The organism is Acidovorax temperans (assembly GCF_006716905.1).
GTDB lineage: Bacteria > Pseudomonadota > Gammaproteobacteria > Burkholderiales > Burkholderiaceae_C > Acidovorax > Acidovorax temperans.
Window position 1 is genome coordinate 257,232 of record NZ_VFPV01000001.1, and the last position, 15,013, is coordinate 272,244.

Genomic DNA, 15,013 nt, shown 5'->3' on the forward strand with positions numbered 1-15,013 from the left:
CGCTGCGGGGCAAAAAATCACTGGGGTTTCACTGGGGTGCAGGGATATCGAACACCTGGCGCAGGTAGGCCAGGTATTTTTCGTCGTCGCACATGCCCTTGCCGGGGGTGTCTGACAGCTTGGCCACCGGCTGGCCGTTGCAGCGGGTCATCTTGATGACGACCTGCAACGGCTCGTGCGCGGGCGGGTCGCCCAGGTCGTTGGTGAGGTTGGTGCCAATGCCAAAGGCCAGTTGGCAGCGCCCACGGAACTGGTTGTACAGCTCGATGATGCGCGGAATGGTGAGCCCGTCGCTGAAGATCAGGGTCTTGGTGAGCGGGTCCACGCGGTTGGTGCGGTAATGCTCCAGCAAGCGCTCGCCCCAGGCAAAGGGGTCGCCGCTGTCGTGGCGTGCGCCATCGAACAGCTTGCAGAAATACAGGTCGAAGTCGCGCAGGAAGGCGCTCATGCCGTACACGTCCGACAGCGCAATGCCCAGGTCACCCCTGTATTCCTTGGCCCACATTTCAAAACCGAACACCTGGCTGTCGCGCAAGCGCGGGCCCAGGGCCTGGCAAGCCTGCAGATATTCATGGGCCATCGTGCCCAGGGGCGTCACACCCAGCTTCATGGCGTACAGCACATTGCTGGTGCCCGCAAACTGCCCCGGCCCTTGCGGCGAGCCGGGGCGGCGGTCGCCCGTACCCAGGCGGGCCACCAGCACGCGCAGCACTTCTTCATGCCAGGCACGGGAAAAGCGGCGGCGGGTGCCGTAGTCGGCAATTTTCAGATCGCCCAGGCCATCGGCCTGCAGGGCGGCAATCTTGGCGTCCAGCCGACGGCGGCCTTCGGGGAAGTCGGGCACCTTTTGCGTGTTGCGGAAGTACACCTCGTTGATGATCGCCAGCACCGGAATCTCGAACAAGATGGTGTGCAGCCAGGGCCCACGGATAACGATCTCGATCTCGCCCGAGGGCTGGGGGGTGATGGTGATGTACTTTTCGTTGAGCCGGAACAGCCCCAGAAAATCCACAAAATCGCTCTTGATGAACCGCAGCGAGCGCAGGTAAGCCAGTTCGGCATCTTGAAACTGCAGGCTGCACAGCGAGCGTATCTCGTCCCGGATCTCGCCCACAAACGGCGCCAGTTGCACGCCAGGGTTGCGGCACTTGAAGCGGTATTCGACCTGGGCACTCGGAAACTGGTGCAGCACCACTTGCATCATGGTGAACTTGTACAGGTCGGTATCGAGCAGGCTGGTGATGATCATGGACGGTGCGGAGCCCTTGCAAAAGCCCCGAAGTACGGCACGGCACGTGCGCTCAGGAACGAAGCGCCAAAGTGTAGCCCTTGCAGAACAACCGACATGGCTGCAGGCCAGCATTTGCCTGACGACTTTCACCGCCGCGCCGCCAGCGAGAACCTCAAGCAAAAACTGCCTCTAGCGCTTATCTGGCAAGCGCTGGCAGCTATGCTTTTTGATGTTTATTGGGCGGGAACCAGCAGTTTTTCCAGCACCGCCCGCAGGGGCGCGGGCACCGGGACCGGGCGGCGGGTGTCACGGTCAACGTACACGTGCACAAAATGGCCGGCCGCCGCAGTCATCGCCTCGCCTTGCGCAAACAGCCCTACTTCGTAACGCACGCTGGAGCCACCGAGCTTCGCTACCCGAATGCCAGCCTCCACCGTCTGCGGAAAGGCCAGCGGTGCAAAGTAGTTGCACTGGGTTTCGATCACCAGCCCAATCGTGCCGCCCGCGTGGATGTCGAGCACACCCTGCTCAATTAAATGGGCGTTCACGGCGGTGTCGAACCAGCTGTAGTACACGACGTTGTTTACATGGCCGTACACATCGTTGTCGGCCCAGCGGGTGCTGATGGAGCGGAAGGCCCGGTAGGCGCTGCGCGGCTGTGGTGCGGGGCGGGCTGGCGCCTGGCTGGGCGCGGCAGAGGAAGGGGTTGGCGTGCTCATGGCGCTGCATTCTGCCAGCGGCTGTGGTATTGCAGTGCCACGCGCCAGGTGTTCAGTTGGGCTTGCACGGTCGTGGCGATGTCATGCCCATATCCTCCGGCCATGGAAAACGCCAGCGGCACCCGCCGCTGCCACGCCCAGTCGAACACCCTGCGGTCCCGTGCTTCCAGCCCGTCGTAGCTCAAGGCCAGGCGCCCCAGCCGGTCGCCTTCGTGCGGGTCGGCGCCCGCCAGGTACAGCACCAGGCCGGGCTCGAAGCGCTGCTCCAGAGTCTGCAGTGCATGTTCCAGCGCATCCAGGTATTGCGCGTCGCCACATCCATCCGGCAGCGGCACATCCAGGTCGCTGTCTTCCTTGCGGAACGGAAAGTTGCGCTCGCCGTGCAATGACAGGGTGAACACACTGGCATCGCCTTGAAAGATGTGCGCAGTGCCATTGCCCTGGTGCACGTCCAGATCAATCACGGCCACCTGCAAGGGCTGCGCGCGACCTGGGTGGGCCTGGGCCCATTCCGCCTGCATGCAACGCGCCGCCACTGCCACATCGTTGAACACGCAAAAGCCACTGCCTTTGCCGGCATAGGCATGGTGTGTTCCCCCCGCCAGGTTGCCTGCCAGGCCGTGGCGCAGGGCCGAGCGGGCCGCAGCCAGCGTAGCCCCCACCGAGCGGCGCGCGCGCTCGGCCATGGCCTCACTCCAGGGGAAACCGATTTCCCGCTGCGCAGCGGGCTCCAGCGTGCCCTGGGCAATGGCGGCGATGTATTCAGGCGAATGCACGCGCGCCAAATCCTCGTCTTCTGCCGTGGGCGCTATATGCAGACGGGTTTCAGGCAACTCCTCGGCAATGCGGTCGCGCAACAGGCGGTACTTCGCCATGGGAAAGCGATGCCCCTCGGGCAACGGCAGCACAAATTCATCGGCGTAATAGGCATCCATGATGTGATTGTGGCAACTCGGGCATTTCCTGGAGGGTTGCCTCTAATTTGCTGCATTGCAACAAAAAACACTTGCAATCACACCATAGCTGCCTAAAATTCAACCCATGCTGCACTGCAACATGATTCATCCGAATCACAACGTCAGCGCAGATGTCTGTAAGTACCCGGTCTTTCGAGACCCACCTTTTTAGGAGATATCACATGACGCTGACCGCAGAACAAATCCTGGCATCCCACAAAGCCAACATCGAAACCCTGTTCGGCCTGACCACCAAGGCATTCGAAGGCGTGGAAAAGCTGGTCGAATTGAACGTGACCGCTTCACGTGCAGCCCTGACTGAAGCCGCCAGCCACACACAAGCCGTGCTGGGCGTGAAGGACGCGCAAGAGCTGCTGGCCCTGCAAGCCAGCCTGTTCCAGCCCCTGGCGGAAAAGACTGCCGCTTACAGCCGCCACCTGTACGACATCGCCTCGGGCACCGGCGCTGAATTCGGCAAGGCTTTCGAAGCCAAGACCGCTGACGCACAAAAGGCCTTCACCAACTTGGTGGACAGCGCTGCAAAGAACGCTCCTGCCGGCTCCGAAACCGCTGTCGCCATGATGAAGAGCGCCGTCTCTGCTGCCAACAACGCTTTTGAATCGGTCCAGAAGGCCGTCAAGCAAGCCAGCGACATGGCCGAAGCCAACTTCAACGCCGTGACCAACACCGCCGTGAACGCAGCCAAGACAGCTGCACCACGCAAGCGCTAAGCACGCCCAGAAATCGGCAGACCTCCGCCGGTTTCACTCCAGTTGTCTCCTTGGATCCTCTCGAAACACGGGTTTCACGGATCCACTTCAAGCCCGGCTCTGCCGGGCTTTTTTTGTTTCAGGGACGGGGCGATCTTCTCCGGCCCTCAACATCCATCCTGGACAGTGTTATGGCTGCGAGGCAAGTGGCCTTGTATGCAGACACGATTAGAGCGCGTGTTGCCGCATCCAGATGACCCGTGTGAATTCGATGTGAAATCAGTGTGAATATCAGGACACCACACGACACCGAGACACAAAGAAAAACCGCCACAGACTGGGGTTTCCAGTGTGTGGCGGTGTCTTGTGTGGTGGCGGACAGTTGACCATGTGCCGACTGGCCTCCCGAGCTCATGAGCACTGGCGCGGGTTGCTGCGGGTTCGCGCGCAGTTATCCGAAATTTCAGGACAACTGACTTCTATCGCCCATCGTTGATGTTGATGTCACCACTCGTTCAACAGCGATCCTGACTGTTTGAGTACCAAGCTTGCAGGCAGTTATTCGAAAATTTCGAACAACTGTCCAGCATTCGCCTTTTTGAGCATAGAGGTTGATGTACCACGTAGCCGTTTTCCCTCAGTGGTAAACCGGCGTCCCCCCGCCCAGGCCGGCGCTGTAGATGTGTGCGAACACGGCGCCCGCCTTGATGTTGATTTCGTCAGGGTCATAGGCGCTGGCTGGCAGGTGGGCATACAAGTGCTTGATGATCTCTGCCTTCATTTGCGCCTGCACGGTCGCCATACTGCGCAAGCGCTCCAGCGCGAAACGTTGATCGGCCAATTTGCCCAGTAAGTCCTTGGCGACTTTCTTGATCGCTTCACGATCACCCTTGGTGAGTGAATCCTTCTGAAGCAAGTCGAACACGGCCAGTTCAGTTTCGCTATCGAGCCCTTCGCGCAGGTAGCGTTTTTCCTCTTCGCTGCAATCGTCATTGAAGGCAAACAGGTCGTCCATCACCTTCTGTATTTCTGCCGCATCCTTGTCTTTGTTGTATTCCTGAACGATTTCCTGATAACGCTCATAGAGGTCCACACGAGTGGGGTTGCGCGCCACCATCGCAGCCAGGCGTTCCTCGATCTTCTCCATCAAGTTCATCGCCACGACATTCTTGAAGGGCGACTTCTCGAATTCGGCACGCAGGCGAGAAAAATCGATGTTGGAAAGGTCATACCGGGCTGTAGGTTCGCGCACTGATGGAGCGTCAGTTGCTACTGCCACATCTACCACGTCGTACAAATCTTGTAGCAAGCTACTGACATCCGGTGATACACGCGCATCCTGCATCTTGTTGTAGATGGCAGTGACAGCACTCTCCACCGCATCGAAATCAAACAGACCCGGATGCGGGAACAGGCCGCGATGGCGCGCTTGCACATCCTCAACAATCACCTGATAGGTCTTGCGGCGCTCGTCACTTTCGCAGAGAAGGTTGACTGCCACCAAGATCTGCTTTTGTTTATCGAAGCCTTTGGCATTGACCAATTCGTCAACATCAAAACCCAGATCCATCAGGAACTCCGTCGCAGCCTTGAGGCTATCGGCATATTCCGCCAGAGCCTCCGCATCGTCCCGCACCGTATCCTGTTCGGCCTCTCCCTTGCCCGTGCCAGCACGATCACCCTGGGCAAAAGTCGCCAGTGCCCGTCGCAGGCTTTTGATCATGCCGTTGTAATCGATGATCAGTCCATGCTTCTTGCCACCGCCAACCCGATTAACGCGGGCGATGGCCTGCATCAGGGTATGGCCCTGCATCGGCTTGTCCAGATACAGAGTGGCCAGGCATTTGACGTCGAAGCCGGTCAACCACATCGCGCAAACAATCGCGATGCGGAACGGGTTGTCTGCCTTCTTGAACTCCTTTTCCAGGTCGCGTTTGACCATCTTTTCGCGGTGCGGCGTGATATCCAGCGGCTCATCACGGAAATTCTTCCACTTGGCAAACTCCGCGATCTCGCCTTGCTCCTGTGAGACCACCACACAGCACTCGGTGGCTTTCATCCACTCCACGTGCTCCCGTCGCTGCTTGAGGAGTCCGGTAGGTGCTTTGCCCTTTGCTGCGAACAAGGCTTCTTCGGCCGCCACCGCCGTTTCCAACTGGGCGGCTTTCTCCTGCCACTTGGCCACGATCAGATCGTGCATCTTCACGCAGGTGATCTTGTCCAGGCACACCATCAAGGCCTTGCCACCCCCGTTTTCGACCACGCGCCAGCGCTGGTGAAAGTGGTCAACAAAGTCTTGCGCCACCTTGTCCAGTCGCGTGGGTGATGTCAGGATGGGGTAATCACGTGCCAATTCCCGGTAGAGCTTTTCCTCTTTTTCGTCAGTCCACGGATCATCCAGCGTGGCCGCCTGCTTTGCCGCTTCGATGTGCTGCGCGATGCGTTCACTCACCTTGGGATCGATGATCTTCAGCTTTTCGCCAGCGTTCTCATAGAACAAGGGCAGCGTCGCACCATCGGCCACCGCACGCTGGAAATCGTAGATCGAGACATAGTCACCGAATACCTCCCGGGTCAGTTGCTTCTCGCCGGCGTCGATCAACGGGGTGCCCGTGAAGCCCAGGAACTTGGCGTTTGGCAGTCCTTTGCGCATATTCAGCGCCAGCCGTCCATACTGCGTCCGGTGTGCCTCGTCGCTGATGACGATAATGTCATCACGGTCGGAATAAGCCTCCGTGACGCGCTCCCGATATTTTTGGATCAGGCCGAACACATAGCGGCGGTTCTGGTCGCGCAACATCGACCTCAACGCAGCACCATTCTTGGCTTGATCGGTTTTGCTATTGGCACGCCCGCAGTTGGTGTAGGTCGATGCAATCTGATCATCCAGCTCGGTACGGTCGGTGATGACCACGAACGACCACGATGCCGACAGTTTGCGATGGATTTTTTCGGTCAAAAACACCATCGAATACGACTTGCCCGAACCCTGGGTATGCCAGAACACGCCCAACTGCCCGGCGGCGACCTCTGCCTGAATCTTGGGGTCGGTGGAGGTCAGCCGGTCGATCACGCGATTCACCCCGAGGTACTGGTGGTTGCGTGCCACGATCTTGTGCGTGCTGCCCTCAGAGGCATCAAACAGGATGAAGTTCTCAACGATATCCAGCAGGCGTTGCTGCTGCAGCATGCCCTGCAAGAGAAACGGCAGCAGGGGCTGGTCCTTGCCGGGTTCCGGATCGTCCTCGTCGAGTCGCTTCCAGCGATAGAAATGCTCCTTGCTGGAGGTCAACGAGCCGTACTGCGCGTCGTGGCCGTTGGAAATGATGACCAGCGCGTTCCAGTGAAACAGATGCGGGATGGTGTCCAGGTAATCGGCGTAGTTTTTCTTGTACGCGCTGTCGATGTGCACCTCGAACCGCTTGAGCTCGATGAACACAAGGGGCAAGCCGTTGACGAAGCCGATCACATCCGGGCGACGCAGCCACAATTTGCCACGTACCCACAACTCACGCACCGCCAGGTAGCGATTGTTCTTGGGCTCATCAAAATCGATCAAGCGCAAGCGTTTGTCGACCAGCCGACCCGCAGCGTCGCGGTATTTCACCGGCACGCCATCGCGCAACAGCTTGTACTTTTCCTCGTTTTGCGCGATCAACGATTTGGTGATGTCATCCTGAACCACCAGCGCCAAGGCATCCTGATAGGCCGCATCGGGCAAGCCCGGGTTCAAGCGCTTGAGTGCTGCCAGTACATCCCGGGTGAGCACAACTTCCGCATCCGATGCACGGCCCAGCAGACTATCTGGCCCCCATCCACCTTTGGCACCTTCATCCTGCGCAAACACGCTCTCCCAGCCGAGCTGTTGTTCCAGCAGTTCCGCCGTGGGTGCCTGAATCAACAGGTCTTCGGAATAATCCTTCTTGGCCATCGGCCCCCCTGTTTCTTGTTATGGCGTGCCTGGCTTTGGGTCCTGCCAGATGGGCAGGTTTTGCCGGTTGGCGGGAAAGTCCATGGCCGCTACGGACACACCGTGCCGGGCGATCAGACCTTTCAGACGACTACGCCAATGATGCTGTGGCGCGATCACATCCATGCAATGCAGCAGGATGACCAGTGCGTTGTAAAGCTTGCGCGAACCACCATGGAACTGCGCCGCCAAACCGGCCGGCTTGTTGCGCGGCAGCAGCGGTGTGATGGTGAACTCGCGGTTCCACAAACGGCTGTGATGCGCGCAGGTATTGCGCACCAGTGAGAGGTGCCGCAGCCAGGATTCGAGCACCTTCTCGTCCACGCCATAGGCAGCAGCGATGGCGCGGCGCGTGGGCATCGGCTTGAGATTGTTGTACCAGCGCGAGAGCAATCCCAGCGACATCACCTCACACACGGCCCACACCGGCGGCAGGCTTTCCGAGTAGGTGTTCTGCAAATGCTTGATGAAAGCCTCGTCAGAGCGGCCCACTTCATCGCTCAGCTTGTCGAGGTTGGTTTGCCAGAGATGCGGCTTGAAGGCCAGCGTGACATCCAGGTGGGCATGTGGGCCATGCTGGTGTGCCAATTGATAAGCCCACTGGCTACGCACCGACACCTCCACGCGCTCGATGGCGTCCAGCACCAACAGGCGCAGCTCCCGGTCGAACACGTAGAGGTCCAGCACCTGCGCAAAGTGGGTGCCGGGCTTGAAAGTGTGCGTGGCGTGGTCGGCTTCGAAGGGCAGCCAGTAGGCCCCAAGCCGGTAGTAGTTGAGGTGCTGCAGGTAGAACTCGGCGGCGGCCGGGTCCTCGATGACCATGCCACGCTGCTGAAGCAGCGCCACTTGTTGGGCGTGGGTGGTGGCAGGCTTGGCGAAGGGGCGCTTCATCGTGCGCTCCCCAACCCGCAGTGGGTTGCTGATTTCGGGCGCACAAAAAAGTAACCCGCCGGTTTGAGGATACGCTCGCGCGCATAGCCTTGGCGGGTTTTGTTAGGGCGCAGTATACGCGCAATGCGCGCGTTTTGGCAACCCAACCGGCTGGCAGTGGGTAGAAGGTCGGGGGCAAACGGGGCGGTATGCAGGGCTTCGATCACGGCTGTCCGCCTCCCAGAACGAACTTGGCTTTTTCCACACGCAGCATCTCGTAGGGCGTCATGAAGCGCAGCCCCAGTCCGATGCACACATTGGGAATCTTGATGCGCTTGACCGAATTCGCGGCCACCTCGTGGGTCACCACGATATGCCCGCCTGCAAGGGCATGTGCCACCAGGTAGAAATCGGCCACCTGCAAAAAGGTGTTGATGGCCGCAGGTTCGTACTGCTGGCCAGTCACCCAGGTGCTCACCTTGCCGAACTGGGCGGCCACAGCGGCATCCGTTTTGCGGAACAGGCCATTGCCGTGGTCGTGCATCCACTGGGTCAGCTCGTCCGCGCCGGCGGCGATCTCATCGGCCACCTTGTCGATGCTGAACACCCGCCCGTCGGCGTGGCCGTCGATCAACCACTGCCAGAACGCCGGGCAGAAATCCAGACCGTAGTGCAGGTTCTTTGCCTGGATGAAGACGTTGGCGTCCAGCAAATAGCTCATGCCATCACCCCCAGCTCGCGCGCCGCTTCATAGAAGGTGGCGGTTTTGCGCACGCCCAGCATGCGGAAAGCATCCTGGAACAGGGTCTGCCCCTCCAGTGTGCTGGTCACAATCGCGCGGGCAAAACGCTTGCTGGTGCGTGCGCTCAAGGTGCGGTAGAAGTCGCCACCGCCGGTACCGTGCCGCTCCAGTGCACGCAAGCGGGCATGTTCATCGCGGTAGTGCTGCCACAGCCGGGCCTGATCCAGAAATCCGGCATCGAACAAGCGCCGCAGGGCCACCAAGGTGCTGACCTTGAATTCCCGTGCCAGCCGCTGGATTTCATCCGGCACAGGCGTGCCGGGTTGGTAGGCCACACGCAGCGCCTCCAGCGGCATCAGCAGTTCGGCAGCCACCTGGTTGCACCAGCGCTCAATGCCCTGCTCGGGCACCTGGCCTGCCTCGGTGTCCGATACGCCGGTCGCGCCCAGCCACAGGTGGGCCAGCTCGTGTGCCAGGGTGAACATCTGCGCGGCCTTGCTGTCCGCACCGTTCAGGAATACTAACGGGGCCAGATCATCGGCCAGCGCAAAGCCGCGAAACTCCCCCACATCCAGCTTGCGGTGGCTGTTGCTGCCCACGATGCCACTGGCCATCACCATCACCCCGGCCTCTTCGGCCTTGGCGATCAACTGCCGCAGCGCGTCCGTCCAGGTGGGCAATTGGCGTCGTTCTTGGGTGGAAAGCTTGAGCTCCACACGCATGCGCTCGGCCACGGCCTGCGGCGCTTCGTTCACCTGCGCGCTGCCAACAAAGGCCAGACGGGCAAGGCCGTGCACACGGGCATAGTCGCGGTACCAATCTTGCCGCTGCTGGCACAGATACAGCGTGTCCAGCAAGGCGCTGCTCGGCTCGCGCAGTTCCTCGTCGCGCAGGGTGCGGAAATCCGGCACCGGCAAAGCCAGCGCGGGCGGCTCGGGCAGAAAGAAATAGCCGATGGCGGTGTGGGTCAGCCGCGCGAAGTCTTCCAACTGCTTGAGCGTGGGCTGGGCCTCGCCGGTTAACCACAGGGGCCACTTGCGAAAGCGCGCCGACAAATCTTCGTCGTGCAGACGTGCCCGCTGCACGGCCCAGCGCAGCACCGGGATGGAAGCCGCGACTGTGGTCACGCTGCGACCTCAGCAGGCAAGGCGATACCGGAGACATCAAGCTGACCGGACATCAGTTTGGGGAGCAGACGGTCGCGTGCTTTGGTCAATTCTTGATTCTGTTTCTTGATCAATCGAACCTGCTGAATCAAGGGGTACGTTTTATCCTCATAAAATTTCAAGAGAGCATCGGTTGGCCATAGCACTGGCAGTGCCCGGAAAGTCTTTTTCGAGAGCTCTTTGAAGGTCGCTCCCGTTGCCAATCCGATCATTTCTTCGACTCGGTCCAGCAAATTGAACAGCAGGAACATCCGAGCACTATCTTGCTTGGGCAATACAGAAATAAACCCTTGGTTCGTGCAGGCGGGCTTGTCCATCAGCGCGAAGAAACCAATCGATGCGCGACTGGTCATCAGGATCGTTTCAGGTGGCACCAGTTTGGCCGACGAGTTGGCAAGACCGGCTTCGGTGATTTTCTTTTCCGAGTCGAGCATCACGAGGCAATCGTTCCGGGTCACGTCGGTAGGCGTCACCCATGTCACATCACCACCCCAATACTCAGGGCGCGCCGTGGATGGTGTTCCACCGCCCACTGCGTCACAGACATCACCCAAAGTCAGCGATAACCACCCCGCCGGCACCCCATCCTTCACCGGCACCGATTCATGGCCGGGAAAGCGCAGGTGCACGAACCACTCGCGGTAGAGGCGGCGGGCGGCGTCTTCGAGCAAGGCGATGCGGCGCTGGTTGGTGGCGATCAGGTCGTCGTACAGGGCAACAACTTGGCGAATCGCGATCTGCTCGTCAAGTGGTGGCACATGCACCTTAATCAATTTCAAGTCGCTGCCACGAATCCCTTTTACGGCAGCACCTCCAACGATTGCTCGAATTCTCGATCGCCCGATTGGGGAACGAAAGTAGTTAAAGAAAAACTCGGGGTCGGCAATCGCTCTATCGAGACGAACTCGAATGATGGACGATTCAAAGGTCAGTGGCCCGGCTGGCTTGTAAACGATGGAGCACTTGCCCGCACCTTCTTCAACAAGTGAACGGCGGCCGAATAGCAAATCGCCATCGATGAGGCCACTTTTGTCCATTTCTGCATCGGACATCCGAATCAGAGACATTGGCTGATTGCCTATCCGGTTAAACGCAAACAGCTCCCCCATGTTGACGATGGGCACCCCCGAACCGTGGTGATCCTTGCTCTTGTAAACACCATTACGACTTGGTGCTGCGAAGAGGGATTCAAAGTCAACTTCGGGCCAGCTCATCCCAACAACTCCTCAAAGTTGCCGGCAATTCGCCCTGCCAGTTCCACCGCCTTGTCGTTCAGTTCCGCCAGTTCGGCATGGATGCCGCGCAGGGTTTCCGCAAAGTCTTCTTCATCGTGCTCTGCGGCGGCTGCCACGCCCACATAACGCCCCGGCGTGAGCGAGTAATCGTTGGCGGCGATGTCCTCCACGCTGACGGCCTTGCACAGGCCGGCCACATCTTCAAACAAAGCCTGTGGAAAGCGGCTGTGCAGCCAGTGCACCTGATGGATGAAGTAGGCGGCCTGCTTGAGGGCGTCGAGCACCGCGTCGCGCACGGTGGGGGCTTCGTTCTTTTTGCTGTCGGCGGCCAGCAGGGCGCGCTTGGCGTCGCGGGCGGCTTTGCCGTCGAAGGCTTTGCTCTGACGGGCGCGCAGCTGTTTTTCTGCCGTGTCTAAGAGCTTTAACCATTGCTTGTGGCGGGCTTCGAGCAGCTTGGCCGTCGCTTTGAGTTGCGGGGCCAGGGCATCGAGCGTGGCTTGCAGTGCCACTTGTGCGGCGTGGTCGCTCAAGTCTGCCTGCGCAATGGCGGCGCGGCTCTGGGTGCAGGCGGTGAGCAGCGCGGCAATGCTGTCCGCCACGTGCGTGTCGGCCTGGGCTGCGGCCAGCTCGGCTTTGAAAGCATCAAGCTGGGCCTGAGAAATCTGCGCGTCCTCGGCTTGGTCGGCGTTCAATTCAGCAAGCGTGGCCTGGCTGGCAAAGGCTTGCAGCGGCACAGCCAAGGCCTGCACGGCGGCGGTGTCGGCCTCGATGCGTTCGGGAATGGCGGCCAGCCAGTCATCCACTTGCCGCTGGTAGCGGGCCACCAAGGCGACGAATTTCTCGCGCTCGCCCCGGTACAGCCAAACGATGGCGTTGAGGTTGGCGAGTTGCTCATCGGTGAATACATGGGAGCGCGCCGAGACCACGTGGTAGACGTTGCGCGCGTCGATCATCAGCACCTGGTCTTGCAGATCCTGCGGCTTGCCTTTGTCGAAGAACCACAGGGTGCAGGGCAGGCTGCGGGTGTAGAAGAACTTGTTGCCAATGGCCATCATCACATCGACGTGGCCGGTTTTGACCAGTTGCTCGCGGATGTCGCGGTCTTTGTTGCCGGCGTCCGAGGCACTGGAGGCCATGACGAAACCGGCGCGGCCAGTTTCGTTCAGGTAGGCGTAGAAGTACTGAATCCACAGGCTGTTGGCGTTGCTGATGGCACCTGTTTTGGCATTGGTGCCGGGCAGGCCAAAGGGCAAGCGCCCGGCCTCATCCACCTGGGCTTCCACCTTTTTGGTATCCACCCCGTCCACGTTGAAGGGTGGGTTGGCCATGACGAAATCGCACTGGCCGATCAGGTGTTCAGCCTGGTCGTAGAAGGTGTTGCCCTGGCGGATGTTGGAGGCATCCAGCCCGTGCACCACCAGGTTCATGCGTGCCAGTTTGGTGTTGGTGTCGCTTTTTTCCTGACCGTGAAAGGTGACGGAATCGTTGACCACGGCATGACGCACATCTTCGATGAAATGGCCGGTCTGCACGAACATGCCCGCCGAGCCGCAGGCCGGATCGAGCACGAGGCCGTGATCGGGCTCGATGACGTTGACGATCATGCGCACCAGCGACGGTGGCGTGAAAAATTCGCCGCCTTCCTGCGCGCCGCTCATGGCGAACTTGTTGAGGAAGTATTCGTAAATGCGCCCGAAAACATCGCCGGTGGCGGCCTTGATGGCGGGGCGGTCGAAAATCTTGACCAGTTCGGCCAGCAGATCAGGCTCGAAGGCGGCATAGCCACGCGGCAAGGCACCGGACAACACCGGGTACTCGGCCTCGACCGCGTCCATGGCGGCGTCGATGATTTCGCCCACCTTGGCCCCTTGCGGCAGGCTGACGATGCGGTCAAAACGCGCCACCTCGGGCAGATAGATGGCGGCTTTGCCTTGAAAGCCGAGTTTGATCAGTGCTTCGCGCTGGGCGGCGGGTACTTGCGGCGGGATGTCGGATTCGATTGCGGGCAGGTAGGCCTTGAATCGGTTATCGGCGTGGCGCAGGAAGATCAGGCCCAGCACCGGCATCGAGTATTCGGCGGCGGTGAGCTTGGAGTTGGCGCGCAGCTGGTCAGCGGCTTCCCACAGTTCGTTTTCGAGTTGCTGCACGTTCATGCGTTGTTCTCATTGTTCTGTTCAGCGGATGCGCTGCTGTCTTCATCCGCGCCCCCGGCACGCACCCATTCATCCACCTCGGAGAGCTGGAATTTCCACAGCCGCCCGATCTTGTGCGCGGGCAGTCCTTTGCGTTCACGCCAGCGGTAGACGGTGTCTTTCACCACGCCCAAATGCCGGGCGACATCGATGGCAGTGACCCACGGTTCGGCGTTCATGGCATTGGCGCTCACAGAGGCATCAAAGTCGTTTTAAGTCGTCATCAGTCTACCAGACGGCCGCGGTGGCGGCCACCTTGAAATGGCTGTGATTGACGGTGTGGCGATTGGGGTAATGGCTGGCACCGTTACCCCATTTTTGATGGTTATTACCCCTATCGCTTGGCTTCTTGATCGTTCAGCGCGTGAATGGTGGCGTCATCAATCAACCCGGAGCCCACCATGAACACCCAGACCACCGCCATCGACGCCTACCTCGCCCGCGCCGCAGACATCCACATCAAGTTCGCCCGGCTGCAGCAATTGGCCGACGATCACTTCGGCCACGACCCGGAGGCCATCCACTGGGGCCACGTCGGTGACCTTGGCCGGGTGGATCAGGCGCTGGATGACCTGCTGGCGATCTTTGACGGCCAGGCCAAGTGACGGAGGCCATGATGGAGACCCTGCTCAAACTCTCCCCAGCGCAAAGCCTGCTACTGCGTACTGCGGCCCGCCGTGCCGATGGGCGTGTGATTCCGCCTCACACCCTGCGCGGCGGCGCTCGGGCCAAGGTGCTGACTGCACTGCTGCAGCGCGGGTGGATCGAGCCAGCCGGCGGCGGCCACGTGCTGACCGACGCGGGCTACGCGGCCATCGGCCAGCAACGCCCCATGCCGCCGGATGATGTCCAGCCGATGGACACCACCGACGACCTCCAACTTCTGGATGGCATCCCGGTGCGCCCCGGCTCCAAGCTCGCCGCGCTGGTGGTGGCGCTGCGCCGCCCGCAGGGGTCGACCAGCCTGCAACTGATGCTGGCCACGGGCTGGCAGCCCCACACCGTGCGTGGAGCCATTTCCGGAATGCTGCGCAAGAAACTTGGCCTGAACGTGGTGCTGGCGCACAACAAATCCGGCGAGCGGGTGTATCGCGTGGTCTGATCGGCGGCCAAGGGTGTCCAGTTTCTGGAGGTCCTTGCCGATACCAAGGTCTGACGCAGTTCCACGTAACTCTCTACACGCGTGCGCGTGTGCGCGCCTCACGGAAAGTTATGACAACCT

At 60.3% G+C, this 15,013-nt stretch carries 13 protein-coding genes; 3 read left to right on the top strand and 10 right to left on the bottom strand.

From position 1 onward, the window contains the following. Positions 1-28 precede the first annotated feature (28 nt). The 3 genes from pncB to BDD18_RS01185 form a co-directional block, all read right to left on the bottom strand. The gene (pncB, locus tag BDD18_RS01175) at positions 29-1,249 is read right to left on the bottom strand and encodes a nicotinate phosphoribosyltransferase (RefSeq protein ID WP_142080932.1); all 1,221 of its coding nucleotides are present in this window, start codon (positions 1,247-1,249) and stop codon (positions 29-31) included. Positions 1,250-1,464: 215 nt separating this feature from the next. Beyond that, a complete protein-coding gene (locus BDD18_RS01180) occupies positions 1,465-1,950 on the bottom strand; it encodes an acyl-CoA thioesterase (protein WP_066695747.1) in 486 nt (161 codons plus the stop codon). After that, positions 1,947-2,885, bottom strand: a complete 939-nt coding sequence (locus BDD18_RS01185) for a histone deacetylase family protein (RefSeq protein ID WP_142080934.1) — start codon at positions 2,883-2,885, stop codon at positions 1,947-1,949. The genes BDD18_RS01180 and BDD18_RS01185 overlap by 4 nt, the downstream gene beginning before the upstream one ends. Before the next feature lie 203 nt (positions 2,886-3,088). On the opposite strand from BDD18_RS01185, the gene BDD18_RS01190 reads away from it, so the two are divergent. Further along, a complete protein-coding gene (locus BDD18_RS01190; protein ID WP_066695745.1) occupies positions 3,089-3,637 on the top strand; it encodes a phasin family protein in 549 nt (182 codons plus the stop codon). 616 nt (positions 3,638-4,253) lie between these two features. Here BDD18_RS01190 and BDD18_RS01195 read toward each other — a convergent pair. The 7 genes from BDD18_RS01195 to BDD18_RS01225 all read right to left on the bottom strand — a co-directional run bounded on the left by BDD18_RS01195 (position 4,254) and on the right by BDD18_RS01225 (position 13,970). Beyond that, positions 4,254-7,547 (bottom strand): type I restriction endonuclease subunit R, encoded by a 3,294-nt coding sequence (locus BDD18_RS01195; RefSeq protein ID WP_142080936.1) that lies wholly within the window; start codon positions 7,545-7,547, stop codon positions 4,254-4,256. Between the two features lie 18 nt (positions 7,548-7,565). Further along, positions 7,566-8,477, bottom strand: a complete 912-nt coding sequence (locus tag BDD18_RS01200) for an Abi family protein (RefSeq protein WP_142080938.1) — start codon at positions 8,475-8,477, stop codon at positions 7,566-7,568. A gap of 202 nt (positions 8,478-8,679) precedes the next feature. After that, on the bottom strand, positions 8,680-9,177 hold the full coding sequence (locus tag BDD18_RS01205; protein WP_142080940.1) for a DUF4411 family protein: 498 nt from the start codon (positions 9,175-9,177) through the stop codon (positions 8,680-8,682). Continuing rightward, positions 9,174-10,325, bottom strand: coding sequence for an ImmA/IrrE family metallo-endopeptidase (locus tag BDD18_RS01210; protein WP_142080942.1), 1,152 nt, complete (start codon positions 10,323-10,325; stop codon positions 9,174-9,176). The genes BDD18_RS01205 and BDD18_RS01210 overlap by 4 nt, the downstream gene beginning before the upstream one ends. Next, a complete protein-coding gene (locus BDD18_RS01215) occupies positions 10,322-11,578 on the bottom strand; it encodes a restriction endonuclease subunit S (protein WP_142080945.1) in 1,257 nt (418 codons plus the stop codon). The genes BDD18_RS01210 and BDD18_RS01215 overlap by 4 nt, the downstream gene beginning before the upstream one ends. Next, the gene (locus BDD18_RS01220; protein ID WP_142080947.1) at positions 11,575-13,752 is read right to left on the bottom strand and encodes an N-6 DNA methylase; all 2,178 of its coding nucleotides are present in this window, start codon (positions 13,750-13,752) and stop codon (positions 11,575-11,577) included. Before BDD18_RS01220 ends, BDD18_RS01215 begins: the two co-directional genes overlap by 4 nt. Next, positions 13,749-13,970, bottom strand: coding sequence for a helix-turn-helix domain-containing protein (locus BDD18_RS01225; RefSeq protein WP_142080949.1), 222 nt, complete (start codon positions 13,968-13,970; stop codon positions 13,749-13,751). The genes BDD18_RS01220 and BDD18_RS01225 overlap by 4 nt, the downstream gene beginning before the upstream one ends. 222 nt (positions 13,971-14,192) lie before the next feature. On the opposite strand from BDD18_RS01225, the gene BDD18_RS01230 reads away from it, so the two are divergent. Together BDD18_RS01230 and BDD18_RS01235 are read left to right on the top strand one after the other, a co-directional pair. After that, positions 14,193-14,396 carry a hypothetical protein gene (locus tag BDD18_RS01230; RefSeq protein WP_142080951.1) on the top strand — a complete coding sequence of 68 codons (204 nt, stop codon included), beginning with the start codon at positions 14,193-14,195 and terminating at the stop codon, positions 14,394-14,396. An 8-nt stretch (positions 14,397-14,404) separates the two neighbouring features. Further along, positions 14,405-14,893, top strand: a complete 489-nt coding sequence (locus tag BDD18_RS01235; protein ID WP_142080953.1) for a DUF3489 domain-containing protein — start codon at positions 14,405-14,407, stop codon at positions 14,891-14,893. The last annotated feature ends 120 nt before the right edge of the window (positions 14,894-15,013 follow it).

Coding starts and splice junctions, on each gene's coding strand:
- BDD18_RS01205 (WP_142080940.1), bottom strand. CDS start 9,177: ATGAGCTATTTGCTGGACGCCAACGTCTTCATCCAGGCAAAGAACCTG.
- BDD18_RS01180 (WP_066695747.1), bottom strand. CDS start 1,950: ATGAGCACGCCAACCCCTTCCTCTGCCGCGCCCAGCCAGGCGCCAGCC.
- BDD18_RS01230 (WP_142080951.1), top strand. CDS start 14,193: ATGAACACCCAGACCACCGCCATCGACGCCTACCTCGCCCGCGCCGCA.
- pncB (WP_142080932.1), bottom strand. CDS start 1,249: ATGATCATCACCAGCCTGCTCGATACCGACCTGTACAAGTTCACCATG.
- BDD18_RS01200 (WP_142080938.1), bottom strand. CDS start 8,477: ATGAAGCGCCCCTTCGCCAAGCCTGCCACCACCCACGCCCAACAAGTG.
- BDD18_RS01220 (WP_142080947.1), bottom strand. CDS start 13,752: ATGAACGTGCAGCAACTCGAAAACGAACTGTGGGAAGCCGCTGACCAG.
- BDD18_RS01185 (WP_142080934.1), bottom strand. CDS start 2,885: ATGGATGCCTATTACGCCGATGAATTTGTGCTGCCGTTGCCCGAGGGG.
- BDD18_RS01195 (WP_142080936.1), bottom strand. CDS start 7,547: ATGGCCAAGAAGGATTATTCCGAAGACCTGTTGATTCAGGCACCCACG.
- BDD18_RS01215 (WP_142080945.1), bottom strand. CDS start 11,578: ATGAGCTGGCCCGAAGTTGACTTTGAATCCCTCTTCGCAGCACCAAGT.
- BDD18_RS01225 (WP_142080949.1), bottom strand. CDS start 13,970: ATGAACGCCGAACCGTGGGTCACTGCCATCGATGTCGCCCGGCATTTG.
- BDD18_RS01190 (WP_066695745.1), top strand. CDS start 3,089: ATGACGCTGACCGCAGAACAAATCCTGGCATCCCACAAAGCCAACATC.
- BDD18_RS01235 (WP_142080953.1), top strand. CDS start 14,405: ATGATGGAGACCCTGCTCAAACTCTCCCCAGCGCAAAGCCTGCTACTG.